Here is a 25,454-nt window from a genome sequence, read left to right as displayed (position 1 = left end):
TCACAACATTGATTTTAGAGCTTCTTTAATTAGAACCTCTGTCGTCATATCTGGTTTGTTCACTGCTTTCACCGCTTTTTGTGCTTGCGGTAGCTTATAACCTAACGCCACAAGTGCAGAAACTGCATCATCGGCAGCATTATTTGCCACTAGGGTATCATCACTTGCAGGCTCAATGACGGCATTATCGCTAAATGGTGTAAATAAGTCATTACCCCAATCTTTCAGTCTGTCTTTCATTTCGAGTACTAAGCGCTCAGCAGTTTTTTTACCAACCCCCGGAAGTTTAACCAGTGTGGTTGCATCTTCATTGTTTACACAACTTACAAATTGCTGTGCTGACATACCCGATAAAATCGCAAGTCCTAATTTTGGTCCTACGCCATTAGCCTTTAATAGCTCTCTAAATAAAGCGCGCTCTGTTTTATTGTTAAAACCAAATAATAGCTGGGCATCTTCACGTACCACAAAATGGGTATAAATAATCGCTTGCTCACCTACTGCGGGTAAATCATAAAAGCAGGTCATAGGCATTTGTACTTCGTAGCCTACACCACTTACTTCAATAAGAATTTCTGGCGGCTGTTTTTCAACAAGTAAGCCATTTAATCGACCAATCATATTACTTCCTTAATCGTCCTCTTACGGTTTTGCTCGCACTGCCCGCAAGTTTAATTAAATTTTGTTCTGAGTGTGCATGACATATAGCAATTGCTAGAGCGTCAGCGGCATCGGCTTGAGGAGTGCCTGGCAGCTTTAAAATATTCTTTACCATATGTTGTACTTGAGACTTATCGGCTCCGCCATTACCCACAACAGCTTGCTTGATTTGCCTTGCTGAATATTCATAAACTGGCAGCTCAGCCATTGAAGCGCCAACAATGGCAGCGCCACGAGCTTGACCAAGTTTTAGTGCCGAATCAGGGTTATGTGCCATAAACACTTTTTCGATAGCAAAGCTGTCTGGGGAGAATTGCTCTACCAATTGACTGATCCCTTGGTAAATCATTTTTAAACGAACAGGAAAATCGTGATCTGCCAATTTTATGCAACCACTTCCTAAATAAGTGAACTTAGCACCTTGGTGAGCAATCACGCCGTACCCTGTTAATCGTGAACCAGGATCAATCCCTAAAATAATCGCCAACTAACTGACCCATCTATTATCATTATTATCTGTGTTAATAATGCCAGAGCACTGTATAAATTACCAGTAACCAATTGCAATTCATAAAAAATGCCCGCAATTGCGAGCATTTTATAAACGCGTTTTTAGTTAGAATCTTATGCCAGTGAGCGTAATAAGCCTTGGGTATTTTTTCGCATTGTGCGCGCTATCATCAAATAACCCAAACACGCCACAAATAGGCCTCCTACTGCTGGGCCAATAAGCCAAATATGAGGATGGAATTTACCTGCTAATTCGAACATCTGTTTTTGTACAATTAATAAAGCAATATCACTGACAATGGCAGCGACTAAGCCTGCCGTAACCCCTAATAATAAAAACTCATATAAGGTGGCATTTTTAATTAAACGCCCTTTAGCACCTAAAGTTCTTAAGATGACAATCTCTTGCATACGCTCACCCAAACTTGCTTGTACTTGTGAAATAAGCACTAAAGCTCCACAGGCAACGACAATTGCTAGTACAAAACCAATCGCTAACGATACTTGCTCTATTGTTGATCGAATCTGTTTAATAAAGCTCTCAACATCAATCACATTCACTGTTGGGTATTGACGCATTAACTCATTAAATTCGCGTTTTTTATCCGCTTTTACATTCACCGATGAAATATAAGTAGCAGGAAAACTGGCTAGCACATCAGGACTTAAAATAATAAAGAAGTTAGGTTTGAGTGTCGTCCAGTTAACTTTTCGAACACTGGTAATTTTTGCATCGAAAGACTGTGCACCTATTAAGAAAGTAAGCGTATCACCTATTTTTACATCTAAGCGTTTAAGCATAGACTCTTCAACCGATGCCTCAGCCACTGAGTTTTCACTAAACCATGCACCGTCGATAAGCTCGTTTTGATTTGGCAAGTCCTTGCGCCAAGTTAGATTTAGCTCACGGCCAATGCCAGAGCGAGCTTCTTCGTCTTTCTTTTCGTTATCTTCTTGCGATACTTCGCGGGCAACCAGCTCACCATTAACGGCGTTTACACGGCCACGAACAACAGGGTAAAAATCAGACGTTGGCATATCATTTTGCGCTAAGAAACTAGTAATAGGTTCTAGTTCTTGCTCAGTAATGTTCACTAAAAATGAATTAGGTGCATTTTCTGGAAGCTGTGACTGCCAATCCGAGATCATGTCGTTCTTCAATACAATTAAAAACAGTAACAATTTTATAGCCAATGCAAAGCTAATTAATTGTACGGCATTAACGTTGGCACGCTTTTGAATTGATGCTATCGCCAATGACCAACTATTACCTGGGCTTAAACCGAGTTTGCGACCACCGCCAAAAATAACCTTTGATAAAGCAAATAACACCGCAATTAAAAATGCAGTTGAAAGAAACAAAATGGCACTTATTTTGATGTTATTACTAAACAACCACATGAGTAAAAACACAGTAAGCGCCGACATAGCCAAGTGTACTTTACTAACCAATAAACGGTCGCCTAAATTACGGCGCAGCACGCGCAGCGGAGGAATATCAAATAAATCGAGTAGTGGTTTAATAGAAAACATTACCGCACAAATCACGCCGGTGCTAATAGCAATAATCCAAGGTTTAGCAGATGCACTTGGTGGTGCTGTGCCCATGGTTTGTGCTAAATAATCTGTTGCAACTGCTTGTAAGCCATAACCAATCAGTAAACCAACTATGACCGACATTGAACAAACAAGGCTCAAGTGAAGTAAATAGATTTTACGTATCATAGCGCGGCTTCCGCCCAGCGTTTTCATCATGGCAACCGGGTCATATTGACGCTCACAATACCGTTTTGCCGATACCGCAATAGCAACAGCGGCTAAAATAATGCCAAGTAAACCAGCTAGCAATAGATAACTCTCGGCACGATTTAAACTATTAGAAATAGGAGACTGGCGGTCTTTAACACCATACCAACGCTGGTTTTCTTTCATTTGTGGTTTTAACCACGCATAGAAGGTATCTAAATTGTCTTTGCTGCCAGCATAAAGCTGACGATAAAACACTCGACTACCCGGCTGAATTACCTCTGTAACAGCTATGTCTGCTTCATTAATTAAGATTCGCTGGCTGCTTGAAAACACATTAAACGGTGCATCAGGCTCTTCGGCTACAACATGACTAGCAGTAAACGTAGCAGCGCCAAGCTCTACTTTATCGCCCACTTTAATGTTTAACGCATAAAACACTGATTCACTTAACCACACTTCACCACGACTTGGGATATCAGCAGTTACTTGTGGTTGATCAGTCAGGCTAGTTTTTACTTTTAACTCGCCTTTTAACGGATAGGTGTTTGATACCGCTTTCACCGAGCCAAGCTGCATTTCGTCACCAGCAAATAACATGGTATCGAAATAGGTTATTTTAGCGGTACGTAAGTTTTCTTGGTTGGCTTTTTCTAAAAACTCGGCAGGTAAAGCATGGTTACTTGCTAAAACGCGATCAGCAGCAATAAAGGCACTGCTTTTTTCTTCAATACTTTGACCAATTCGGTCGGTAACCATAGACAGTGTTAAAACAGTGAGAACAGCTAAGGCAATTGCTGCACTGATCACTGTTAACTCACCGCGTTTAAACTCACGTGAAAACAGTTTTAGTGCTAATTTAGCCCACATTCGCTTGCACTCCTTCGCTTTCTTTTACAGTTACTAACTGCCCTGCTTCAATGTGTAAAATTTGCTGACACTTTTGTGCAAGCTGCTCATCATGCGTTACTAAAATAAGTGTCGTGCCGTGCTCTTTATTTAATTCAAATAATAATGACTCAATTAATTTACCGTTTTTGCTATCAAGGTTCGCTGATGGTTCATCGGCAAATAAGATTTTCGGTGTACCAATAAATGCACGCGCAATAGCTACACGCTGCTGCTCACCGCCAGATAATTGCGATGGGTAATGGCCAACACGGTGACTTAAACCTACTTTTTCAAGTAGCTCAAGCGCTTGCTGTTTCGCGTCTTTACTACCGGCAAGTTCAGCCGGTAGCATCACGTTTTCAAGTGCTGTTAAGCTTTGTACAAGCATGAAAGACTGAAACACAAACCCCACTTTTTCGGCGCGAAGTGCCGCGCGTGCTTCTTCGCCTAATTCGTGCAAAGCAGCACCATCTAAATAAATACTGCCGCTAGTTGATTGGTCAAGTCCGGCTAACAAACTTAATAAAGTAGACTTACCCGAACCAGAGGTGCCCACTACTGCAACTGAGTCACCCGACTTGACATTAAAGCTGATGTCACTGAGGATGGTCAGGTTGCCCTCAACCGTGGTGACCGTTTTAGAAAGTCCTTTAACTTGAATGATGTTTAATTGAGAAAGCGCTGACATATGATGCATCCAATCCTACGTTTTATATTCGTTTTACTGTTAGTAATCAAACCACTTACGGCAGCAGCTGACAACACAATTTTAATTTTAGGTGACAGTTTAAGCGCCGCATACGGCCTTAAACAAGAACAAGGCTGGGTTAAATTGTTACAAGATAAGTACGATGAAAAAGACCAATCTGTATATTTAGTAAACGCTAGTATTAGTGGTGAAACTACCGGCGGCGCCTTAAGACGACTCGACGCGTTACTAAGTGAATTTGAACCCACTCATGTGCTTATTGAGCTTGGCGGAAACGATGGTTTACGTGGTTTCCCTATTAAACGCCTGCAAACTAACCTACGTGATTTAATAGCGAAAAGCCAACAAATTGGGGCGAAAACCGCCATAATGGAAGTACAAATTCCACCAAACTATGGTCCGCGTTATACCAAACTTTTCACCGATAGCTTTAAAACTATTGCTGATGAAACAGATTCTGAGCTCATGCCTTTTTTCATGCTTAATATTGCAGGCCGTCCTGAGCTTATGCAAAACGATAACCTCCACCCTAACGCCGATGCTCAACCATTAATACGCGACTTTATGTACAAAACGATCAACGATTGGCTAGATTAACCACTAGCCCATTGATTTAATACCGATTGCCTGAACAATAAACAGGCAATCGAACTGCGCTGATATTGATTTTTATAAAAAAAGCCGTACTATGGCTTGCAACGTCGGCATATAGCGCAGCTTGGTAGCGCACTGTCATGGGGTGTCAGGGGTCGCAGGTTCAAATCCTGCTATGCCGACCATCTTTTCCCCTTTTATATCAATGATATAAATCATTTTATTTCATATATTAGCAACTGCTAATTTGTATTATTTTTGTATTATATTTGTATTATCCTTCTTACATAAGCCACACTCTTTCCCAAATCTCACATTACTTAATTTAATATTATCGTACAAGATTAATAGATATTGCTGGGATGATTTGACCCCCCTAATAAGGTAAGAACATACTATATAGCGATAGTGTTTACTGTGACTTCGTGGTCTGATGTTGTTTATTTTGGTTAGATATAATGTGCAATCAAAATGAGCTGCGTAAAGCTTTAAAACAAAATACCAGCAACATTCATAGCGTCATCAAACAGACTTACACTATTAACCTCTATTGCAGTAACGATCATTCAGCGGCTTGGCCGCTGCAATGATTTGTTAATGCTTACTACGTTTTTCAAGTTGTTTTTCTACTCCTACTTGTACAATTCTCTCAAGCCTTCTTTTTCGTTCTTCTCTAAGTACATACCACTCTTTCAATAACATCTCGATTAGACCTAGCAATAGTTCAGCCTCTTCAGGATCAACTTCAACCATTAAGTTTATGTCTTTTTCCATATGGGCACCGATATTGCCAACTTTACGAATAGTATCAATACTTTCCCATACTAAAGGATCGATTTTATCTTTAATAGATTCTATTTCTTCGATAAGCCGTGCAGGTTTGACCTGCCAGAAATCTCTAATAATACCCTGTATACAGCGCCGAGCTAAAGTTGCTGATGCTTTGGGACTTAAATCTCGTATAAGGCATGCTTCTTCATAGTCGGCAAGAATTGCTTTTGGAATATAATTCGGAAAGGATTTCGCTGAAGAAGTTGGAACTAATTGCCAATGTTTAATTAGGTCGCCTGTCCTATAACTTCCGTAATCATCAGTTGTTCTTTTGTGAAGCCATATTTCAAAAGTTACTTTCTTACACTCTGGATTCGGGCAAACAATGAACCTTTTTAAAAGCCGAAGCTCACCATCACTATTGTCGATATATAAATCAGTTAATTCTACTTTTTCATCGTTTTTAGTAATCGTTGTTGGCTTACTACAATGTGGGCAAGTCCATGAAAAATTTGACATCTTTCTTCCTTAAGTTTTATGTACAAAAATCATACTAATAAAAAAACTAATCTATATAAAGTGTAAGACTGATCAAATCATAAATATTTATCTGGTATACCTAAAATCCTCAACATTTCATTTTTTACACTCAGTAATTCATGCGCAGGAAGTGAGTTAGGCGCTTTATGAAATATACTATACCCCTTAGCATATCTTTCTCGGTAATTATCATATGCATCTGATGTATAGCTATTCATAAATTGAACATTGGCCAGCTTCCCCAAAGTATTAAATAACTCTAAAAGTGCTTCTTGGTCCTGTTGATCTTTTTCTTGCTGATGATAGAAATAATCTCTCACTTCCTCATAATCATCTGCATTTTCATCTAGTAAACCATGATAACTAGGGCTAAACGCATAGTCTGTTGACACAGCAACCATCAACAAGGCGAGTTTTGTCTTAACATTTTTTTGCTCTGCCAACCTACTGGATAAATTAGTAACATTATTGAAAGCCGTTCTATTACGAATATTGTCTTCATTAATTTTAGCTGGAGCTATAATCAAGTCAGGTTCAAGTTCGTCAAAATAATCTATCGCAAGCGTACGGTTAATATCTAAGAATACGAAGTCGTAATTTTCTATGATAGGTTTTAATGATTCTGGAGACGAAGAGTAAGGAAGGTTTAAATGATTTGTGAATCTCATATTATTTGATTCATCAACTTGGATAGTTCTTGGGAATGGGTAGTTCTGCTTAACTGACATTTCACCAAACATTGCACTTCCATTTCGATCCGATATTACTAAAACTTCATATCCATCTGCCATAAGAGCAATACTTATATCAATTGTAAGCAGAGTATGCCCTGCACCTCCTTGGCCGCCATAAAAACTAACTAATTTACCGAGTTTGCCCTGTTTATTTGGTGGGTAAGGTAAACCGTGCTTCAAACAGAATAGTTCTAAAGTCGCTGGGGGTATTCTTAAACTGCTACTTGCTGATAAAGGAGCTTCATATCTTTGCCATAACCTTAGGTTCTTATAAACACTATCGGCTGCTTGTTGACTTGATAACCCTAATTTTTTACGCAAACCCCTTAAGTTTTCTGGTGTTATTTGGTTCATTTACTACGTCCTTTTAATCTGAGAACAGCCAAAAACGAATTTCAGGACGTAATTTGTACCATAGGACGTAAATCTTTTCACTTTTTACCTTACAAAATCACTTGTATCTTTTCCTCAACGAAAACAGCAGGGAATACCAAATGCAAAACAACAAAGCGCTACAACTAAAAAACGAACTAGATAAAAATATTTACCAAGCAGAAGCAGCAATCAATGCACTGTGTATTGAAGACCACTTTGAGGCAATGGATAAAGATACTCTCGCAGGCATGCTATGGGTGCTATCTGAGAATATAGAAAAGATAAAACGAAGTGTGAGGAAAATGTCAGTAAATAAAAACCCGCTTAATTAGCGGGTTTTAATAAAAAGTCTTAGTATGAATTAACAGAAGATATTTAGAATACTCTATACCTAATAATCGCATGCTAAAGAAATATAATTTGGATCCAAATATTAAACTAGCGCTTTATTTCTTCAATACTTCTCAATTCAATTAACTTACCAGGGTGTTTTCCTTCGATTATCTTCAAAGCCATCATATCTGATGTTGCTTCTACAGTTTTTACACAGCCAGTTTTACCGCCCGCTTTACCATCCTTTTTGATTTCGTAATACGCGTATGAAACTTTGTACTTTGCCACGTTTTGATTTCCTAAAATGTTATATTGATTTAACTTAATATGGTCAAAATTTATAAAACCAATAAAAAAGGTACAATTAAATTTCGATTTCTTCTTTAAAAATAAATATTAGGAATTGTGATGCTTGCAACTGTCGGCACTCGTCAAACAACAGCTTGGTGATATTTTTCGAGCGAGGCGTTACAGGAAACAAATTGCCAAAGAAGAAGGTGCTCTTCAGCAAAAATAGAGTGATTGAATTAGCGAATAACTTTTAAATTTGTAAATTTATTTTCGGGGTAGGTAATAGTTGTCGGAACGTTCACTTTATAGAATTTAGTCTATGCCACCAAGTGACCGCATCCGTTTCTAGAACACCAAAAGTAATTATTTAGAATTATTACTCTAACTTGTTTTGGGGCAAAGGCGAGTTATATTTATAACACGCCTTTGGACAAAAATAAGTTAGAGTATTTATTCGGTAACACCCTATAACTGGCTATAATACTGAGCGAAGCGAAGGGAGCCTCCTTATTTTTGTCCCTAGCGAGCGGAGCGAGTGTTAATGCGTTAGTTATATGCCACTGCTACAAACAACCTCTTTTTCTGTAACTTGTACAAATACACGCTTGTGGAATTCGTTGCTAGTGACATAGCCGCAGGTTCCCGAAAGTGTCACACCATCCAGCTTAACAATATGGTATTCGTAAACGCCGTCATTTTGCTTCAAAGAATAGTGAATAGTGTTTTGTTGTTGCCGGTAAACCTTACCAAAATCCAGTCCTGAGTTGGGTAAGGTTATTTTTACTGACTCAATATCCGAGTTAGTGTTGTTAATTAAGGTAACACTCGGTAATACGAAAAAAGTTAAATAGTAGGATGCTGCAACACAGACACAAATAACTAGGGTGTATTTCACCAGTAATTTCATTGTAATCCTCGTGGCATATAACGCCCAAATAACGGGCTAATAAAGCTTGGCTATAATTGTGAGCGCAGCGAACCAAGCCAAGCTTTATTAGTCCGCGTTGATTTGCTTGTTAGCTGTAATTTGCCAACTATTTAAATAAAAGAATGCAACGCCATGTACACTACCTATTAGCCCGGCTATAAGGCTTATTGGTAATGAAATAGTAAATATATATTTAATCACTTGCCACCAATTGGCACCCAGTAATGGACCACCCGCAGCCATAACTTGAGAAGATATACTCCAAAGCCAAAATGTCGCTGCCGCAACAAATGCCCATTTAAAACCATCAATAGCGTAAAGCTTTATAGTCGCTTTGCCCTCAATCAACAACTGAGCAAGAACAGATGAACGGTAAGATACTAAAGCCGAGATTGGAACTAACACAAATAATATTACAGGTAATGCGCCCCACCATTCAGAAGCCAACAGCATTCCAAGTGATGACCAAAACATCAATGTAATTATTCCATTTATTAATCCGATGCTTCGACTATTCACGATACTTCCATTACAGCTAACATTTTAGTATTTATGCAACACGCAGTTTGTGTTGCATAATCGCTTGTTGGACTGAGCCGCTACCTGCTCGGTGTGTCAGAGTTGGTGTTGTTTATGCTATGGGAATTTGCTTTTTCTGGCCTAAGCGATATCAAGCCAACGTTACTGGCGAGCCTATCGCATCTAAGCTATCCCTGCTTTACTCAGCGTTTATTATGCTTCCATTACACCTAAATTTGCCTTAAGAAGCAATTATATTTTTACGCACACAGAGGTCGTTAGCCTGAGCAATTAAGCAGGTTAACTCATTGATTTTAAGTAGCAAGCAAGGCTGCTAACTCGTTCGCACTATTTTATTTGTCGGCGTATCTTAATTCATCACACCAATAAATCGTAAAATACCCACCTTGCATGACTAGCAAGGCCAATGCGGTATTAATGGTTCTTGCTCTGTTTTTGGCTTCATTAGTTTACATGCGGTGGATACATTAGTCCTTATCTGGGCTAACTTTCGCTTGCGACACGCATTAGCTAAATAGCCGTAGTGTCGAATGCGCATAAACCCTTTAGGCAATGTATCTACACCCGTGATTTACAGCAAGACGTAAATATTGCTGTAAGCCTGCTAAGTAATATCATCTAACTCATCTTGGGGCAAAGGCGAGTTATGTTTATAACTCGTCAATGGACAAAAATGAGTTACGCATCAGGTTCCGCTCATGAAATTTCGCGACTTTCAAGTTTGATTAAGTTCTATTAATTGGGCTTCCCTGTGTATTGCGCACATCCAAATTTGTAAAACTCTGGAAACCCACACTGCCTTTTACTTTAAAAGGTTTTTCAAACCCTCAAAAATAACTAATCAATTTGGGCTTTCTGAGGGCTAGAAAAGTTTTTCTGAACTTTCTTCTTTCCATACATCAATTTATATAAATGCTGTGAATAAAAATTATAATTTTTATATATATCAGTTGAATAAAAATAAATTCGTACTAACCTTAAAAGGTACATACATGATAATGGAATATTTATGAGTGGACTTCATACCACCGTCAAGGTTGTAGGTTCAAAATGTAATTACGATTGTGAATATTGTTTTTACTTAGAGAAAGATACCCTTCTGAAATCTAATAAGTCGATGCAACAGGATACTCTCGAAGCATACGTACGTAATTACATTAATAGTCAAAACACACCCGAGGTTGAATTTGCTTGGCACGGCGGTGAACCCACATTAGTTGGGCTTAATTTTTTTGAAAAAGCTGTCGAATTTCAAAGAAAATATGCAGGCCAAAAAGTTATTAAAAACACCATCCAAACTAATGGCTCCAAATTGAATAGCGATTGGTGTCGTTTTTTTAGAGAAAATAACTTTCTTGTAGGAATTAGCTTAGATGGCCCCGAATGGCTACAAGCAAAATACCGTACTAAACAAGGTAAGAGCGTATTCAACGAGATCCTCAGTGCGATTAAGCTTTTACAGAAAATGAATGTGCAATACAACGTATTAGCTTGTGTTACTAAAGAGTATTGCCAACATGGTGAAGAAATTTATACCTTTTTTCGTAAGCATAAGATTAAACATATTCAGTTTTCCCCAGTTGTAGAATCACTACCCTCAAAAGATGAACAATCTCGAGGTCAGCACTTTGCCAGTAATCTCATTTTTTCTACTGCTAAATCCTACCAACAAAATAAATATAACCCACTTTCTTGGGCTGTAGATGCAAAGGAATACGGAAAGTTTCTTGTCGATATATTTAACCTTTGGATCAAAGAAGATGTAGGTGAGGTTTTTATTTTAAACTTTGAGCAGGCGTTAACTCAATATATTGGTAACCCCTCACCTAACTGTATTCACGCAAAAAATTGCGGCTCATCTTATGCAGTAGAGGCTAATGGCGACGTTTATTTTTGTGATCATGTTGCTTATCCCGAGTCAAAAATAGGTAATGTGATGACGAGTTCTTTTCAAGATATTGCTTCAAATAATAAAGATATTTTCAATAAAGAATCTCGTTTATCTGAACGATGTAAAAAATGTAATGTTCGTCAGTTATGTAATGGGGGTTGCCCTAAACATCGTTACCTTGCAGATACTGGCGAGTATGAGAATGTTCTGTGCGACGGGTATTTTCATTTTTTCAACTCAATCCAAAAGTATTTACATGCTATGACTCAATTACTGGCTAACGGTTACCCTGCTAGTTATGTCATGCAAGCATTAAATGGTCCGTTAATTCTGAAATCTTCTAACAATTAAAAGGGATAAAACTAAATGGATATAATTAAAAAATCAGTGGTTTTAACTAGCGCACTCACTCCATATATAGCCAGTGCTGACACACCTGATAGAACTCAGCTTCCAATTCCGGATGTAAGACCTCAAACTTACTCTCAATTAGATGTTAGAGATGTACAGCGACCAGATCCAACATCCCGTGTGAAAGCACCAGATGGAGCCCCCAATGTACTTGTAATATTACTCGATGATGTTGGTTTTAGTCAGTCATCATTGTTTGGTGGTGCTGTTGACATGCCAACGCTAAGTGCGCTGGCTAAACAAGGCTTAATGTATAACCAATTCCATACGACTGGCGTTAGCTCCGCTACGCGCACAGCAATATTAACAGGACGTAATCATCACCAAAATAACATGGGCTCTATTGCCGAGACAGCAACAGCTTTTCCTGGAAATACCGGTGTAAGACCTAATTACATCGCAGCATTACCTAAAATTTTGAAATACAACGGTTATAGCACGGCTATGTTTGGTAAAAACCATGAGATCCCAGCATGGGAAACAGGTCCAGCTGGGGTTCAAACCTTATGGCCGAAAGAAGTCGGGTTTGATAAGTTTTATGGCTTTTTTGGTGGGGAAACGGACCAGTATCAACCAGTATTAATTGATGGTATCACTCGCATAAAAACGCCACGTAAGAAAGATTATCATTTTACTGAGGATATGACAGACAAAACCATTGAATGGCTAAATTTAGAACAAAGTTATAATGCCGATAAACCCTTCTTTATTTACTATGCGCCTGGCGCCGTACATGCGCCGCATCATGCTCCCAAAGAATGGATTGATAAGTACAAAGGTAAGTTCTCAATGGGCTGGGATAAATTGAGACAAGAAACATTTGAGCGACAAAAAGCAAATAACATTATTCCGAAAAATACGGTACTGCCGCCCATGCCAGATTTTGTTCCTAGATGGGATTCGCTCACTGCTGACGAAAAGCGTGTATTTGAACGACAAATGGAAGTATATGCTGGCTATTTAGCACATACGGATCATGAAATAGGTCGAGTTGTTGAAACACTTAAGAAAAATGGCGAGTTCGACAACACCCTAATTTTCTACATCGTAGGGGACAATGGAGCAAGTGCAGAGGGGAATAGAAATGGTAGCTTCAACTCGCTAGCTTTCTATAATGGCATTGACGAACCGTCTTCATATGCTCTGGAAAATATCGAAAAACTCGGTGGGCCAGAAAGTTTTCCACATTACGCTTCAGGTTGGGCTGTCGCTGGTGATTCGCCTTTTGTATGGACTAAGGGCATGGCATCAGATTATGGCGGTACACGAAACGCCATGGTAGTAAGTTGGCCTCATGGCATTAAAAAGAATGGTCAAAACATCCGTAGCCAGTGGTCACATGTCGTTGATATCGCTCCGACAGTATTAGAAACAGCTAAACTTCCTTTTCCTAAGAAAGTCGAAGGTATTAAGCAAATCCCTATGGCTGGGGTGAGTTTTGCGCAATCATTTAACAACCCCGATGCAGAAACAGATCACAAAGTTCAATACTTTGAGCTTGCTGGTAATCGAGCTATTTACAAAGATGGCTGGTTAGCAAGGGTTACACATTGGGCATTAACCGAATCATCAGCGAACTTCACTACCTTGCAAAAAGATGAGTGGGAGTTGTTTGACACCACACAGGATTGGTCTCTTTCTAACAATTTAGCTGATAAGTACCCCAAGAAACTCAAAGAAATGAAAAAGCTTTTCGATAAAGAAGCACAAGAGAATCATGTTTACCCAATTGATGACCGCACGCTTGAGCGTATGAATGCAGAAATAGCTGGCCGACCCGATGCGATGTTTGGTAAACAGAGTTTGACTTTATATGAAGGGGCTAAAGGTATTCCTGAAAACTCTTTTTTAAATATCAAAAATAAATCTTTTGATTTAGTTGCAAAAGTCATTACTGATGATGTGAAAAACACCAATGGTGTTGTTATTGCACAAGGCGGTAACTTCGCTGGTTGGACTTTATTTGTTAAAAACGGAGTACCAACATTCGAGTATAATTGGTTGACGTATGAGTATACTAAAGTCTCTGGTTCGGAACTCAAAAAAGGTGAAAATGAGATCAAAGTTGAATTTCGTTATGATGAAGATGGCAAAGGGGGTAAAGGGAACGCCGCAGGTTTAGGAAAAGGTGGTAATGTATACTTATACGTTAACGGCAAACTTGCAGCTAAAAAGCTGATCCCAAATACAATTGCCAGCTTATTCTCACTTGATGATGGTGTGGGTATTGGTGAAGATGAGGGTGGTGCCGTAAGTCTTGACTATGAAGCCCCTTTTACTTTTAACAAAAAAATAGAACAGGTAACGACTTCTATTGTTCAATAGATAAGATGCAATAGATAAAGGTTAACTCTAAGAGTCCCGCATTTCATTTGCGGGACTTTTGATTAACCTACTTTGATATATTATCTACTCTTCTGCCGCTTAAACTCTTCAAAAATACTGTTTACATTCACTTTTGCGCCTAGCTTTGCAGCGATTAAAAACAGGCCTGCGAGTTTTCTGTGAACAAATAAGGCATCTACAGGGGGCGCGTGCCAGTGCTCAGAGGCTGTACTCATTTTTATGCCGAGTTCTTTAATGCGTTTTGGTAAGTCGCTATTTGCAAAATCATACTCACCTTGATGGCGCAGTGGCTCGCAGGCAAGTAGAAATATCTCGACAACATTATCTATATATTCTTGAGCTAGCCCTTGTTGAAAATAGCCAATATGCTGTGCAGCTGTTGCAACCCCTGCTCTGTCATTATTTATTGCAGCAGATAATAACTGTAAGTAGCCATCACTAATATGCTGAGGTAGCTCACGGGTAGCGCCAAAGTCTAAAAGCACTAAGCGTTGATTGTCGATTTGATATTGATAGTTGGCAAAGTTTGGATCTGTTTGAACTAGTTTAAAGCTAAATAATTCACGTAAAAATAGGCTTAGTAACTGTTCAACCGCTTTATTACGTAGCGCTTGCTCTGTGGTTGCCAGTTCATCTAGCTCTTGTCCTTCAACAAAGCTCATGACTAACACTTGAGAAGAACTAAGCGAATCTACCACATTTGGAATAAGGTAATTGTCGTCACCCTTTAAACACTCGCTGTAGCGTTTTAAATAATTAGCTTCTAATTCGTAGTCAGCTTCGTTTATAAGCTGTTGTTTTGCTTCATCGATAAGAGGCTGTATTTCTACCTCTTTGGGTAATAAGCCACTGAGCTTAAGAAGGTAAGCTAAGTTATCAACATCACTGGCGATACCTTTTGCAATACCTGGGTACTGAACTTTAACTGCTAGTTTTTCGCCCGATTCTCGGTAAGCAATATGCACTTGCCCTATCGATGCTGCAGCAAATGGTCTGAGTTCAAAGTGCGATAAGTGCTCTAGCCATGCATCGCCCCAATGCTCACGCATTACTTTAACTAGCTGCTTTTGCGGCATAGCTGTCGCCTCTGCACGCAGCCTTGCTAAGATTGCAGATAGCTCAGGTGTAAGTAATTCGCCACTGTCCATAGACAGTAGCTGCCCCAATTTCATTGCTGCGCCACGCAGGTTTGCAAGTTGCTCTGCAAAGCGTTGAATATTTTTTGGCTGTAACAATAACGCTTGTCGTGATGTTTGCTTACCCATAGCCCATGCTTTTGTGCCTTCAAACAACATATTACCCGCGACTTTACCAGCTAAAGAACCAAGCCGAGCAGCGCGTGAAAACCGTGATGTTGGCACAGACTTTTGTTTATTACTCATATTGCTTCACACTATTAACTTAATGCTTTGAATACGTTGATTGTCGAGGTTTAGATCGACTTTAGCTTAATCGCTTTACTCTCTTTTGTTCTATTTAATTTAGCCAACAAAAAAGCCGCATGGTTTCCCGATGCGGCTTTAAAGCTCAGAATAATTAAAGTTATTTAATAACTTCTAAGCCACCCATATATGGGCGTAATACTTCTGGAACAACAATCGAGCCGTCAGCTTGTTGGTAGTTCTCTAAGATTGCTACAAGTGTACGACCAACCGCTAAACCTGAACCGTTTAGTGTGTGTAGTAACTCTGGCTTTTTCTCGCCTTGACGACGGAAACGCGCTTGCATACGACGCGCTTGGAAATCAACCATGTTTGAACATGATGAGATTTCACGATAGGTGTTTTGTGCAGGTAACCAAACTTCTAAATCGTAAGTTTTTGCTGCGCCAAAGCCCATATCACCCGTACATAAAATTACTTTACGGTAAGGAAGCTCTAATGCTTGTAAGATTTGCTCAGCGTGACCTGTTAGTTCTTCTAGTGCTTGCATTGAATCTTCTGGTTTTACAAGTTGTACTAATTCAACTTTGTCGAATTGGTGTTGACGAATAAGACCACGTGTATCACGACCATAGCTACCAGCTTCACTACGGAAACATGGTGTGTGAGCAGTTAAGCGAATTGGTAAATCGCTTTCGTCGTAGATTTCATCACGGGCACTGTTTGTAAGCGGTACTTCAGCAGTTGGAATTAAGCTAAAACCAGGTTGTTGCTGACCGTCGTCATCCACTAAACCTAATGTATGGAATAAGTCACCGGCAAACTTAGGTAATTGGCTTGTACCATATAAGCTTGCGCTATTTACTAGGTAAGGCACATACATTTCTGTGTAGCCATTTTGCTCTGTGTGCGTATCAAGCATAAACTGAGTAAGAGCACGGTGCATACGGGCCACTTGGCCGCGCATAACAGTAAAACGTGCGCCACTGATTTTAACACCCATTTCAAAGTCTAGGCCGTTTACGTCTTGACCAACATCTACGTGATCTTTTACTTCAAAATCATATGACTTAGGCGTGCCCCACGTTAAAATTTCAACGTTTTGCTCTTCGTCTTCACCAACTGGCACAGACTCATCAGGTAAGTTTGGAATAGCTAGCGCGATTTGCTTAAGCTCTTCTAATACAGCGTCTTGCTCTGCTTTAACGCTGTCTAGTTGGTCACCAAGAGTACTTACTGAATCAAGCAACTGTTGTGCTTTCTCGTGCTCGCCTTTCGCTTTTGCTTGGCCGATAGCTTTGGAACTTGCATTACGCTCGCTTTGAAGTTCTTGCGTTTTTACTTGTAATGTTTTGCGTTTTTCTTCAAGTGCAGTTACCGCTGCAATATCAAGTTCGAAACCACGTGTTGCTAAACGTGCAGCCGCTTGTTCGATATCTTGACGTAAATATTTAGAATCTAACATGTTTGATTTTTAACCTTTTTGCATTACCAGCTGAAGGCCCAGCCAAGCCATAAATATACACACCACCACGTTTAAGGTGATATTGAGGGCCATTTTAAAAAAGTGACCTTGTTGCATTAGCAACAACGAATCCATTGAGAATGTTGAAAAGGTGGTCAATGCACCTAAAAAGCCAATACCAATTAAGGTTTTAGCGGGGCTAACAGCGATTATTTCTTTTTCAATCAAGCCGTATAATATGCCCATTAACAATGAACCAAGAATATTAACTGTCAACGTGCCAAAAGGGAATCCCCTACCGAGCAGTTTTAGCATGGTTTCGCTAAGAAAATAGCGCAAACACGCCCCAGAAGCACCACCCATTGCAATCATCATGTAAAGTTTCAAACTATTCATAACGTTTAATATCACTTTGCTCGTTGCGCTGGGTTAAATATTCCAGCTTTTGTTTTATTTTTTGTTCAAGCCCGCGATCTGTTGGGAAGTAATACTGACGATCATGAATTGCTTCTGGGAAATACTTCTCGCCAGCAGCAAATGCGCCTTCTTCATTGTGTGCATAACGATACTCTGCACCATAGCCTAAATCTTTCATTAGACTTGTTGGCGCATTACGTAAATGCTCTGGCACAGGATAACTCGGTTCATTTTTAGCATCTTGCATTGCTTGATTAAACGCCATATACACCGCGTTACTTTTCGGTGCGCTGGCTAAGTAAATGGTGGCCTGAGCTATAGCGCGCTCACCTTCACTTGGACCAACACGTTGAAAAATATCCCATGCATTTAGTGCTACTTCCATTGCACGTGGGTCGGCATTGCCGATATCCTCTGTGGCAATCGCTAATAAACGCCTAGCCACATAAAGCGGGTCGCCGCCACCTGCTAAAATTCGGCAGTACCAATATAAGGCGCCATCAGGAGAACTACCACGCACCGATTTATGAAACGCTGAAATTAAGTCGTAGAACTCATCGCCGCCTTTGTCGTACTTGGCTAAGTGAGTTGGTAGAACTTGGCTTAAAACATGTTGATCAACATGGTATTTGCCCTGCTGCTCAGTGGTTAAATCAACAGCTTGTTCTAGTAAGTTAAGCACTTTACGAGCATCGCCATCACTTGCTTGGCAAAGTGCTTGTTTGGCGTTATCGGCAATTTCAATGTGTTTTTGGCTTAGCTCAACGTCTTCGCGTAAAGCGCGCTCAATCACAGTAAATAAATCGGCTTGCTTAAGTGCTTTTAATACATAAACACGGGCACGAGAAAGTATTGCGTTATTAAGTGCAAATGATGGGTTTTCGGTGGTCGCGCCAACAAAAATAAAAGTACCATCTTCAATATGTGGTAAGAATGCATCTTGCTGAGATTTATTAAAGCGATGCACTTCGTCGACAAAAAGTAAGGTGCGTTGTCCTCGCCCTGCAAGATTTGCTTTTGCTTCGCTTACCGCTTCACGAATGTCTTTGACACCTGCTGTGACCGCCGACATTTGAATAAGGCTTGCATCGGCATGGTTCGCAATAATTTGCGCTAACGTAGTTTTACCAACGCCTGGCGGCCCCCACAAAATGAGGCTGTGGCATCGACCTGCAAGAATGGCTTGGTAAAGAGGTTTATCGGGGCTTAAAAGGTGCTGCTGACCTATGTAGTCATTGAGTGTTTCGGGTCGCATGCGCGCCGCAAGTGGGCGCACATCAGGACCAAAATTAAATCCGAGATTACTCAAGCCTTAATCACCTTGGCTTTGGTCGTCAACTTCAACGCCCTCAGGAATGGTAAATTCAAAGGTTTGAGTTGCAAGTGCTTCGTTTACTTTAGCATCTTTAAAGGTAAATAAAGACTGCTGACCAGAGGTATCTAATACTGTCAGTGATGCTAGGCCTTGTTCTTTAGCATTAAAGCTAATGTCTAACTTTTCAACTTGGCTCTCAACGCCTTTGTTTGGTGTTACGCTAAAGCCTGCATCGGTTGCCACAACTTGGTATTTAGCCCACTGCTCAGGATCTTTAGAGGTCAACAATACAAACGGTGTTGAATCAATCAAGCTGTGGGTATTCATAATCGTTACTTGCTCAGCAAAACTATCGAAGTAATAAGTTTTGTCGCCATTCGATACAAACAAGGTATCGTCTGGGCTTTGCTGTTGCCAGCGGATCATCATAGGTTGTTGAAGAGCAATATTCCCTTCACCTTGCATGATAGCTTCGCCTTGCGAATCGGTAACTTGCTGCGAAAACTCTGCTTTAAAACTTTTAATCGCAGCCAGTTGTTGTTGCAATGCTTCGCTGTCGTCTGCAAAACTTTGACCGCTTAATAAACAGCCCACAATTAGGGCTAGGTATTTAATCTTTTTCATTAATTTGCTCCACCATTTGGCACTAAGACCTCGCGGGCACCGTTGTGTCCTGGTGCGCTAACAATGCCTGATGTTTCCATTTGTTCAACTAAACGAGCTGCGCGGTTATAACCTACACGAAGCTTACGCTGTACACTCGATACCGACACTTTGCCGGTTTCAATTACAAATGATACTGCTTCATCGTAAAGCGGATCTGACTCTTCATCACCGTCTTCACTGGTTTCTCCTGGTAGTAGAATTTCTTCTGTGGCATCGCCACTCAAAATTTCATCTATATAATTTGGTTTGCCACGTTTTTTCCAATCATCTACGACCGCATGAACTTCGTGGTCGTCAACAAACGCGCCATGCACACGCACTGGTACACTAGTACCTGGCGGTAAGTAAAGCATGTCACCCATACCAAGTAAGTTTTCAGCACCTTGCTGATCTAAAATGGTACGCGAATCAATTTTACTTGAAACTTGGAACGCCATACGTGTTGGAATATTCGCTTTAATCAAACCTGTAATAACGTCAACCGATGGGCGTTGTGTTGCTAACACTAAGTGAATACCTGCAGCACGGGCTTTTTGTGCGATACGTGCAATCAGCTCTTCCACTTTTTTACCCACGATCATCATCATGTCGGCAAATTCGTCAATAACCACCACAATACTTGGTAGTTTATCTAGCTCTTCAGGGCCATCGGCCATACCGTCGGTATCTTTAAACAGTGGATCTAGAATTGGTTGACCCGCTTCTTTGGCATCCAACACTTTTTGGTTGTAACCTTTTAAGTTACGCACCCCAAGTGCCGACATCAGCTTATAACGACGTTCCATTTCGCCTACACACCAACGCAATGCATTGGCTGCTTCTTTCATGTCAGTAACAACTTCACATAATAAATGTGGGATGCCTTCGTACACAGAAAGTTCAAGCATTTTCGGGTCGATCATGATCATACGAACATCATCAGGGCCCGATTTGTATAGTAAGCTTAATATCATTACATTAACGCCCACTGACTTACCTGAACCAGTTGTACCCGCAACAAGTAAATGTGGCATTTTGCCAAGGTCAGCACACACTGGCTCGCCAGCAATGTCTTTACCTAACACCATAGTCAGTGGTGATGGGTTTGATTCAAATTTAGGTGCGTTAATAACTTCACTTAAACGCACGATTTCACGATGTTTGTTAGGTAACTCTAAACCAACATAAGTTTTACCCGGAATAACTTCTACAACACGTACGCTTACTGCAGAGAGTGAACGCGCTAAATCTTTAGCTAAGCCAGTGATTTTAGCTACTTTAATACCCGGCGCTAAATCAAGCTCAAAACGCGTTACAACCGGACCTGGGTATACACCCACAACCGCAGCTTGAATATTAAAATCAAGTAATTTGGTTTCAACTAAACGAGAAATACCATCTAATTCTTCTTGTGATAATGGGTTTTTCGCTTTATCTGGACGATCTAATAAATCCAGCGATGGTAACGGATTTACAGGCGGTTGCTCTTCGAGCAAGGCTTCGAATTTTTCTTTCGCTGTTGGTGGTGGCTGATACGCAGGTTTTGGTTTAGGCATTGGGCGAGCAGGCGAAACAACCGTTGTTACAGGCTTTTCTTGCTCTACTACAGGGCTCTGATCAAGCGCATTAAGTGCCGATACGGTATCGAATGATTCATCATCAAGAGCACTGAATCCAATTTCTTGGTCAAGAATATCATCAAGCTCATCAAAGCCTTTGAAGTCTTCATCTGCTTTTTCAGCAGACTTTTGCTGTTGCTTGGTCGCTTTTGGCTCATCTTCATCAGCATCATTGAAGCTAATAGCTGGCTCGTTTTCTGGTTCTACAAAGTTGGCGTCAGGCTCTGTGGTGGCGACATCTTTAACTGCTTCTTTTTCACGGTGCATCCAAGCAGAAAATTGCTCACGTAAAAAGTAGAATAATTTCATTACCCACTTGCCGACAAAATCGACAAATTGCACCCAAGAAATTCCCGTTAATAGGGTTAATCCAGCAAAGAAAAAGCACAGTAATAGAATCGAGGTGCCGGTAAAATTAAAGGTCGGCATCATTGCTGTTGCAATGACATCCCCTACTACCCCACCAGATGAGAAGTTATAAATATCGTCGAAGTTAATGCTGCTAATGGCAGTCGCTGAAGTAATAAACAGCGCAAAGCCAATGACACGTAAGGCAAGCGTGGTGTAATCAAGCTGAAAAATACGATGTGGCTGTTTAAACAATAAATAACCAAATAATTGAATAGCAACAGGGACTAAATAAGCAAGCCAGCCAAAAGTGAGTAATAGGATATCTGCAACCCAGGCCCCCGCAGTGCCGGTAATATTCTTAACATTAACAAATTCACCGGTTTGCGACCATGAAGGGTCGGCAGGATCAAAACTGATTAATGCACATAAAATAAATACTGCAGCAAAGGTGCTGATGATTAGCCCCGTTTCTAACAGTCTTTGAACACCATTTAGGCGCATAGCTCCCTATTCCTTATTATTCTTTACTGATCGATTAGCAGTGAAATACCTTAGCAGGAAATGCCGTTTGATGCACTTTATCTTAGCCTTGATGGACTGATAATGAACAAGTTTTTGTTACTCTATGTGTATTTTAACAGTTTAAGCAATATATGGGCGAATAATGACCCCTTCTTCACCTTTTACTTCTTCCATTACCACATACGTTCGGCTTTCACTGACATTAGGTAGTTTTAGTAGAATATCGCCTAGTACATTTCGATATTCCGACATATCATTTACCCGCGTTTTTAATAAAAAGTCGAAATTACCCGACACCAAGTGACATTCAATAATTTCGTCGTGCTTTTTAACAGCGGCGTTAAACTCTTCGAACACATCAGGTGATGTTTTGGTGATGGTCACTTCTACATAAACGGATAAACCCTGCCCAAGCTTAGCAGGATCTACTACCGCTTTATATCCGAGTATATACCCCTCCCTTTCAAGCTTTTTTACACGCTCTAAACACGGGGTGGCACTTAGCCCTACACGCCTTGCCAGCTCTACGTTAGAGATCCGACCATCGTGCTGTAATTCCATTAATATTTTACGGTCTATTCTGTCGAGTAATTGATGCATAAGCCAAACCAGAGTTTTGCACTGTTTTTAAGTTATTTTTAGATTATATCACTAGAAGCACATTAAAAAAAGGTGAGACACACTGGCTAGTCATGAATATAATAGTCAAAAATTTTATCCCGTTCTATTAAGGCGAAAAACTATGATTATTGGTGTACCTAAAGAAATCAAAAACCATGAATACCGTGTAGGTATGGTTCCTGCGAGTGTTCGTGAACTAGTAAACCATGGCCACCAAGTGTTTGTTGAGACTGATGCTGGTATGGGCATTGGCTTTACGAACGAAGATTATATTGCGGCTGGTGCTGAAATTTTACCAACAGCAGCAGACGTTTTTGCTAAAGCTGAAATGATCGTTAAAGTAAAAGAGCCACAAGCTGTTGAGCGTGCTATGTTACGCGAAGACCAAATTCTATTTACTTACCTTCACTTAGCACCGGATCTTCCACAAACTGAAGACCTTGTTAAAAGTGGCGCAGTATGTATCGCTTACGAAACAGTAACTGATTCACGTGGCGGTTTACCACTTCTAGCTCCTATGAGTGAAGTTGCAGGTCGTATGTCTATTCAAGCTGGTGCACAAGCGCTTGAAAAAGCAAACCACGGCCGTGGTATGTTACTTGGTGGTGTACCAGGTGTTGAGCCAGCTAAAGTAGTTGTTATCGGCGGCGGCATGGTTGGTCGTAGCGCAGCGCAAATGGCTGTTGGCCTAGGTGCTGATGTTGTTGTTCTTGACCGTAACATCGATGTATTACGTGCATTAGATGCGCAGTTCGGTAATAAAGTTAAAGCTATCTACTCTACAGCTGACGCGTTAGAAAAACACGTACTAGAAGCTGACCTTGTGATCGGTGGCGTATTAATCCCTGGTGCTGCAGCGCCTAAACTAGTTACGGCTGAGCACATCAAAGCAATGAAACCTGGTTCTGCAATCGTTGACGTTGCAATCGACCAAGGTGGTTGTATCGCAACTTCTAAAGCGACAACTCATGCTGATCCTACTTTCATCGTTGATGAAGTTGTTCACTACTGTGTTGCTAACATGCCAGGTGCTGTACCACGTACTTCGACGTTTGCACTTAACAACGCAACATTACCGTTCATCATCAACCTTGCTAACAAAGGCTACAAGAAAGCGCTTCTTGACGATGCAAACTTCTTAAAAGGCTTAAACGTGATCAAAGGCCAAGTTACTTATAAAGAAGTAGCTGAAGCTTTCAACATGGAATATGTTGACCCACGTACAGCTGTTGAAAATGCTTAATTAGCATTGTGAAACAAAAAAAGCAGCGATATCGCTGCTTTTTTTATGCCAGTTTGCAAATAAATCGCTTTATCTGCAAACCGCTATATTATTGATTAACGACGTTTAGTTTGTTTAGCGCGTTGATTGTGCTTTTTAACCGCCTTACGAATTTGGTTAATTTTAGCACGCTTGTCTTTACGCTTTTCAGGAATAACCGACAGCTTAGTTTGCGTTTCGCGGCCTAGTTGTACTGTTTTACGTAAATAGTTTACCGTATCTAAATCAAGCTCAGCCCAACCACCTTGAGGTAAGCGCTTATCAAGCTCTAACTTACCGTAACGAATACGGATAAGACGCGATACTTCAACATCTTGTGATTGCCATAAACGACGTACTTCGCGGTTACGACCTTCAGTTAATGTGACATTGAACCAACGATTGATCCCCTCACCACCCATAGGTTTGATGTTCAAGAATTTTGCAGGGCCATCATCAAGTTCAACACCTTTTGTTAAAGTGCGCAGCGTATCATTAGTTACTTCGCCGAATACACGAGCAGAGTATTCACGCTCTACTTCGTAACTTGGGTGCATTAAACGATTTGCAAGTTCACCATCATTGGTGAACAGCATTAATCCTGCGGTATTAATATCTAAACGACCTACCGCTATCCAGCGCTCGCCATCAACACGTGGTAAGCGATCAAATACCGTACGGCGGCCTTCCGGATCTTTACGTGTACATAACTCACCTTCTGGTTTGTTATACATAAGCACACGACAAATACGGTCAGCTTTGTCTTCAATTTTTACCACGTGACCGTCAACACGAATCACATCGGTTGTTTCTACACGGTCGCCTAAACGCGCCACTTTACCATTCACGCTCACGCGGTTGGCATCGATGTATTTTTCCATTTCACGACGTGAACCCACGCCTGCACGGGCTAATACTTTTTGTAACTTTTCAGTTTCTAAATTACTCATTCAGATAGTTCTCTCACAGAAGGATCGCTCAATAGCTGGTTGATTTTACTCTCCTGAAGTTCAGGTAATGGTGGTAATTCATCTAAACCAGCTAATGAAAAATAGTCTAAGAAAGCGGATGTTGTTGCATACAAAGCAGGGCGACCTGGCACTTCTTTGTGGCCCACAACCCTTACCCACTCTCTTTCTAATAAGGTTTTAATAATCCCTGAGCCAACGGTTACTCCCCGTACTTGTTCAATTTCACCACGGGTAATAGGTTGCCTGTAGGCAATCAAGGATAAAGTTTCTAATAGTGCTCTTGAGTATTTAGGTGCGCGCTCTTGCCATAAGTTTGCCAGCCAAGGTGCTAAACTCGCACAGGCCTGAAATCTATAACCGCTACCTACTGCAACAAGCTTGATACCTCTGGTTTGATAATGCGTTTGAATCTGTTCAATTGCATTATTAATGCGTGGCATAGATACGCTTAAATCAGCTAATACTGTTTCTTTTAAATGCCGTTTAGACACGGGTTTTCCAGCAACAAAAATCGCAGCTTCTATGATTTCGACTAACTGTTCATCACTGATACGTTTTGTGGCCATCGTTACTAAAGGTCATTTTAAATCACTAACGCTCTATTATGACAGAAGT

Annotated in this window: 23 protein-coding genes, 1 tRNA gene and 1 pseudogene; 6 read left to right on the top strand and 19 right to left on the bottom strand. The window is 40.5% G+C overall.

Annotated elements, in window-relative coordinates; translation table 11 throughout:
* The 4 genes from ruvA to QUE86_RS14665 all read right to left on the bottom strand — a co-directional run bounded on the left by ruvA (position 1) and on the right by QUE86_RS14665 (position 4,495).
* Positions 1 to 621 carry a Holliday junction branch migration protein RuvA gene (ruvA, locus tag QUE86_RS14680; protein ID WP_130051709.1) on the bottom strand — a complete coding sequence of 207 codons (621 nt, stop codon included), beginning with the start codon at positions 619 to 621 and terminating at the stop codon, positions 1 to 3.
* Position 622: 1 nt separating this feature from the next.
* Positions 623 to 1,147 (bottom strand): crossover junction endodeoxyribonuclease RuvC, encoded by a 525-nt coding sequence (ruvC, locus tag QUE86_RS14675; RefSeq protein ID WP_054561285.1) that lies wholly within the window; start codon positions 1,145 to 1,147, stop codon positions 623 to 625.
* Positions 1,148 to 1,284: 137 nt separating this feature from the next.
* Positions 1,285 to 3,786 (bottom strand): ABC transporter permease, encoded by a 2,502-nt coding sequence (locus QUE86_RS14670; protein WP_286258102.1) that lies wholly within the window; start codon positions 3,784 to 3,786, stop codon positions 1,285 to 1,287.
* The gene (locus tag QUE86_RS14665; protein WP_130051711.1) at positions 3,776 to 4,495 is read right to left on the bottom strand and encodes an ABC transporter ATP-binding protein; all 720 of its coding nucleotides are present in this window, start codon (positions 4,493 to 4,495) and stop codon (positions 3,776 to 3,778) included. Before QUE86_RS14665 ends, QUE86_RS14670 begins: the two co-directional genes overlap by 11 nt.
* On the opposite strand from QUE86_RS14665, the gene QUE86_RS14660 reads away from it, so the two are divergent.
* Positions 4,496 to 5,113 carry an arylesterase gene (locus QUE86_RS14660; RefSeq protein ID WP_130051712.1) on the top strand — a complete coding sequence of 206 codons (618 nt, stop codon included), beginning with the start codon at positions 4,496 to 4,498 and terminating at the stop codon, positions 5,111 to 5,113.
* A 105-nt stretch (positions 5,114 to 5,218) separates the two neighbouring features.
* Positions 5,219 to 5,295, top strand: a tRNA-Pro gene (locus tag QUE86_RS14655).
* Positions 5,296 to 5,704: 409 nt separating this feature from the next.
* On the opposite strand, the gene QUE86_RS14650 is transcribed toward QUE86_RS14655, so the two are convergent.
* Complete coding sequence (locus QUE86_RS14650; RefSeq protein WP_286258099.1) at positions 5,705 to 6,400, bottom strand: DUF4145 domain-containing protein; 696 nt, start codon at positions 6,398 to 6,400, stop codon at positions 5,705 to 5,707.
* Positions 6,401 to 6,477: 77 nt separating this feature from the next.
* A complete protein-coding gene (locus QUE86_RS14645; protein WP_286258097.1) occupies positions 6,478 to 7,509 on the bottom strand; it encodes a P-loop NTPase family protein in 1,032 nt (343 codons plus the stop codon).
* Between the two features lie 140 nt (positions 7,510 to 7,649).
* On the opposite strand from QUE86_RS14645, the gene QUE86_RS14640 reads away from it, so the two are divergent.
* Positions 7,650 to 7,862, top strand: coding sequence for a hypothetical protein (locus tag QUE86_RS14640; protein ID WP_286258095.1), 213 nt, complete (start codon positions 7,650 to 7,652; stop codon positions 7,860 to 7,862).
* A gap of 106 nt (positions 7,863 to 7,968) precedes the next feature.
* On the opposite strand, the gene QUE86_RS14635 is transcribed toward QUE86_RS14640, so the two are convergent.
* The 4 genes and pseudogenes from QUE86_RS14635 to QUE86_RS20060 all read right to left on the bottom strand — a co-directional run.
* Positions 7,969 to 8,151 carry a hypothetical protein gene (locus QUE86_RS14635; RefSeq protein ID WP_286258093.1) on the bottom strand — a complete coding sequence of 61 codons (183 nt, stop codon included), beginning with the start codon at positions 8,149 to 8,151 and terminating at the stop codon, positions 7,969 to 7,971.
* 553 nt (positions 8,152 to 8,704) lie between these two features.
* Positions 8,705 to 9,061 carry a hypothetical protein gene (locus tag QUE86_RS14630; protein WP_285221260.1) on the bottom strand — a complete coding sequence of 119 codons (357 nt, stop codon included), beginning with the start codon at positions 9,059 to 9,061 and terminating at the stop codon, positions 8,705 to 8,707.
* 87 nt (positions 9,062 to 9,148) lie between these two features.
* A complete protein-coding gene (locus QUE86_RS14625) occupies positions 9,149 to 9,556 on the bottom strand; it encodes a hypothetical protein (RefSeq protein ID WP_286258085.1) in 408 nt (135 codons plus the stop codon).
* 415 nt (positions 9,557 to 9,971) lie between these two features.
* Positions 9,972 to 10,175: pseudogene (locus QUE86_RS20060) on the bottom strand (IS91 family transposase); the annotation flags it as partial.
* A 456-nt stretch (positions 10,176 to 10,631) separates the two neighbouring features.
* Here QUE86_RS20060 and QUE86_RS14620 point away from each other — a divergent pair.
* Together QUE86_RS14620 and QUE86_RS14615 are read left to right on the top strand one after the other, a co-directional pair.
* Positions 10,632 to 11,864 carry an anaerobic sulfatase maturase gene (locus QUE86_RS14620; RefSeq protein ID WP_167658590.1) on the top strand — a complete coding sequence of 411 codons (1,233 nt, stop codon included), beginning with the start codon at positions 10,632 to 10,634 and terminating at the stop codon, positions 11,862 to 11,864.
* Positions 11,865 to 11,879: 15 nt separating this feature from the next.
* Complete coding sequence (locus tag QUE86_RS14615) at positions 11,880 to 14,249, top strand: arylsulfatase (RefSeq protein ID WP_167658591.1); 2,370 nt, start codon at positions 11,880 to 11,882, stop codon at positions 14,247 to 14,249.
* Between the two features lie 80 nt (positions 14,250 to 14,329).
* Here QUE86_RS14615 and QUE86_RS14610 read toward each other — a convergent pair whose 3' ends face one another.
* From QUE86_RS14610 to lrp, 7 genes are all read right to left on the bottom strand, one after another.
* Entirely contained in the window at positions 14,330 to 15,652 is a 1,323-nt protein-coding gene (locus QUE86_RS14610; RefSeq protein ID WP_286258077.1) for an ABC1 kinase family protein, read from the bottom strand.
* Positions 15,653 to 15,812: 160 nt separating this feature from the next.
* Positions 15,813 to 17,117 carry a serine--tRNA ligase gene (gene serS / locus QUE86_RS14605; RefSeq protein ID WP_130051716.1) on the bottom strand — a complete coding sequence of 435 codons (1,305 nt, stop codon included), beginning with the start codon at positions 17,115 to 17,117 and terminating at the stop codon, positions 15,813 to 15,815.
* Between the two features lie 9 nt (positions 17,118 to 17,126).
* A complete protein-coding gene (gene crcB, locus QUE86_RS14600) occupies positions 17,127 to 17,513 on the bottom strand; it encodes a fluoride efflux transporter CrcB (protein WP_130051717.1) in 387 nt (128 codons plus the stop codon).
* Entirely contained in the window at positions 17,506 to 18,843 is a 1,338-nt protein-coding gene (locus QUE86_RS14595; protein WP_286258074.1) for a replication-associated recombination protein A, read from the bottom strand. Before QUE86_RS14595 ends, crcB begins: the two co-directional genes overlap by 8 nt.
* Positions 18,844 to 18,846: 3 nt before the next feature.
* Positions 18,847 to 19,473, bottom strand: a complete 627-nt coding sequence (gene lolA, locus QUE86_RS14590) for an outer membrane lipoprotein periplasmic chaperone LolA (RefSeq protein ID WP_167658594.1) — start codon at positions 19,471 to 19,473, stop codon at positions 18,847 to 18,849.
* On the bottom strand, positions 19,473 to 21,965 hold the full coding sequence (locus QUE86_RS14585) for a DNA translocase FtsK (protein ID WP_130051720.1): 2,493 nt from the start codon (positions 21,963 to 21,965) through the stop codon (positions 19,473 to 19,475). Before QUE86_RS14585 ends, lolA begins: the two co-directional genes overlap by 1 nt.
* 141 nt (positions 21,966 to 22,106) lie before the next feature.
* The gene (gene lrp, locus QUE86_RS14580) at positions 22,107 to 22,586 is read right to left on the bottom strand and encodes a leucine-responsive transcriptional regulator Lrp (protein ID WP_130051721.1); all 480 of its coding nucleotides are present in this window, start codon (positions 22,584 to 22,586) and stop codon (positions 22,107 to 22,109) included.
* 142 nt (positions 22,587 to 22,728) lie between these two features.
* Here lrp and ald point away from each other — a divergent pair, with 142 nt between their 5' ends.
* The gene (gene ald / locus QUE86_RS14575; protein ID WP_130051722.1) at positions 22,729 to 23,850 is read left to right on the top strand and encodes an alanine dehydrogenase; all 1,122 of its coding nucleotides are present in this window, start codon (positions 22,729 to 22,731) and stop codon (positions 23,848 to 23,850) included.
* A 95-nt stretch (positions 23,851 to 23,945) separates the two neighbouring features.
* Here ald and rluB read toward each other — a convergent pair whose 3' ends face one another.
* Positions 23,946 to 24,818, bottom strand: coding sequence for a 23S rRNA pseudouridine(2605) synthase RluB (gene rluB, locus QUE86_RS14570; RefSeq protein ID WP_130051723.1), 873 nt, complete (start codon positions 24,816 to 24,818; stop codon positions 23,946 to 23,948).
* A complete protein-coding gene (gene scpB, locus QUE86_RS14565; protein ID WP_130051724.1) occupies positions 24,815 to 25,405 on the bottom strand; it encodes an SMC-Scp complex subunit ScpB in 591 nt (196 codons plus the stop codon). The genes rluB and scpB overlap by 4 nt, the downstream gene beginning before the upstream one ends.
* Between the last annotated feature and the right edge of the window lie 49 nt (positions 25,406 to 25,454).

The organism is Pseudoalteromonas apostichopi, from assembly GCF_030297135.1.
GTDB lineage: Bacteria > Pseudomonadota > Gammaproteobacteria > Enterobacterales > Alteromonadaceae > Pseudoalteromonas > Pseudoalteromonas apostichopi.
The sequence above is the reverse complement of the archived record's forward strand: the minus strand, read 5'-3'. Positions and strand labels throughout refer to the sequence as shown.

What these genes read in the sequence shown, in the direction of transcription:
- ruvA (WP_130051709.1), bottom strand. Translation starts at nt 621, where the DNA reads ATGATTGGTCGATTAAATGGCTTACTTGTTGAAAAACAGCCGCCAGAA.
- QUE86_RS14670 (WP_286258102.1), bottom strand. Translation starts at nt 3,786, where the DNA reads ATGTGGGCTAAATTAGCACTAAAACTGTTTTCACGTGAGTTTAAACGC.
- QUE86_RS14665 (WP_130051711.1), bottom strand. Translation starts at nt 4,495, where the DNA reads ATGTCAGCGCTTTCTCAATTAAACATCATTCAAGTTAAAGGACTTTCT.
- QUE86_RS14660 (WP_130051712.1), top strand. Translation starts at nt 4,496, where the DNA reads ATGATGCATCCAATCCTACGTTTTATATTCGTTTTACTGTTAGTAATC.
- QUE86_RS14650 (WP_286258099.1), bottom strand. Translation starts at nt 6,400, where the DNA reads ATGTCAAATTTTTCATGGACTTGCCCACATTGTAGTAAGCCAACAACG.
- QUE86_RS14645 (WP_286258097.1), bottom strand. Translation starts at nt 7,509, where the DNA reads ATGAACCAAATAACACCAGAAAACTTAAGGGGTTTGCGTAAAAAATTA.
- QUE86_RS14640 (WP_286258095.1), top strand. Translation starts at nt 7,650, where the DNA reads ATGCAAAACAACAAAGCGCTACAACTAAAAAACGAACTAGATAAAAAT.
- QUE86_RS14630 (WP_285221260.1), bottom strand. Translation starts at nt 9,061, where the DNA reads ATGAAATTACTGGTGAAATACACCCTAGTTATTTGTGTCTGTGTTGCA.
- QUE86_RS14625 (WP_286258085.1), bottom strand. Translation starts at nt 9,556, where the DNA reads ATGTTTTGGTCATCACTTGGAATGCTGTTGGCTTCTGAATGGTGGGGC.
- QUE86_RS14620 (WP_167658590.1), top strand. Translation starts at nt 10,632, where the DNA reads ATGAGTGGACTTCATACCACCGTCAAGGTTGTAGGTTCAAAATGTAAT.
- QUE86_RS14615 (WP_167658591.1), top strand. Translation starts at nt 11,880, where the DNA reads ATGGATATAATTAAAAAATCAGTGGTTTTAACTAGCGCACTCACTCCA.
- QUE86_RS14610 (WP_286258077.1), bottom strand. Translation starts at nt 15,652, where the DNA reads ATGAGTAATAAACAAAAGTCTGTGCCAACATCACGGTTTTCACGCGCT.
- serS (WP_130051716.1), bottom strand. Translation starts at nt 17,117, where the DNA reads ATGTTAGATTCTAAATATTTACGTCAAGATATCGAACAAGCGGCTGCA.
- crcB (WP_130051717.1), bottom strand. Translation starts at nt 17,513, where the DNA reads ATGAATAGTTTGAAACTTTACATGATGATTGCAATGGGTGGTGCTTCT.
- lolA (WP_167658594.1), bottom strand. Translation starts at nt 19,473, where the DNA reads ATGAAAAAGATTAAATACCTAGCCCTAATTGTGGGCTGTTTATTAAGC.
- QUE86_RS14585 (WP_130051720.1), bottom strand. Translation starts at nt 21,965, where the DNA reads ATGCGCCTAAATGGTGTTCAAAGACTGTTAGAAACGGGGCTAATCATC.
- lrp (WP_130051721.1), bottom strand. Translation starts at nt 22,586, where the DNA reads ATGCATCAATTACTCGACAGAATAGACCGTAAAATATTAATGGAATTA.
- ald (WP_130051722.1), top strand. Translation starts at nt 22,729, where the DNA reads ATGATTATTGGTGTACCTAAAGAAATCAAAAACCATGAATACCGTGTA.
- rluB (WP_130051723.1), bottom strand. Translation starts at nt 24,818, where the DNA reads ATGAGTAATTTAGAAACTGAAAAGTTACAAAAAGTATTAGCCCGTGCA.
- scpB (WP_130051724.1), bottom strand. Translation starts at nt 25,405, where the DNA reads ATGGCCACAAAACGTATCAGTGATGAACAGTTAGTCGAAATCATAGAA.